The organism is Streptomyces sp. JW3 (assembly GCF_052216785.1).
Taxonomy (GTDB): Bacteria; Actinomycetota; Actinomycetes; order Streptomycetales; family Streptomycetaceae; genus Streptomyces.
Genome location: NZ_JBQOUX010000297.1, coordinates 1 through 296 on the forward strand (window position 1 = coordinate 1; position 296 = coordinate 296).

Annotated in this window: 1 pseudogene; it reads right to left on the reverse strand. The window is 65.2% G+C overall.

What is annotated here, in order from left to right:
• Positions 1-108: 108 nt before the first annotated feature.
• Positions 109-225 (reverse strand): annotated as a pseudogene (locus ACTT8P_RS38580) (IS21-like element helper ATPase IstB); the annotation flags it as partial.
• Positions 226-296: the final 71 nt, after the last annotated feature.

Genomic DNA, 296 nt, shown 5'->3' on the forward strand with positions numbered 1-296 from the left:
TCGCCACCGCCGAGTGGATCGACTGGTACTGCCATCGCCGACTCCACGGTGAGATCGGGCACATCCCACCAGTCGAACACCCCCGGGATGGCCGTTGAGCAGGGATCGTCATTGCCAGCCGACGTTGGCCTGCTCTGCCCGTGCCTTGGTCTGGGCGAGGCGGTAGGAGTCGGTGCCGGTCTCCATGATGTTGCCGCCGAAGATGATGCGGTCGACGATGATGGCGTCCCGCCGAGTGGTGTAGCCGATCAACGGACCGGAACTCGCAGGTCACGCCGTGTATTTCGGTCGGCCCG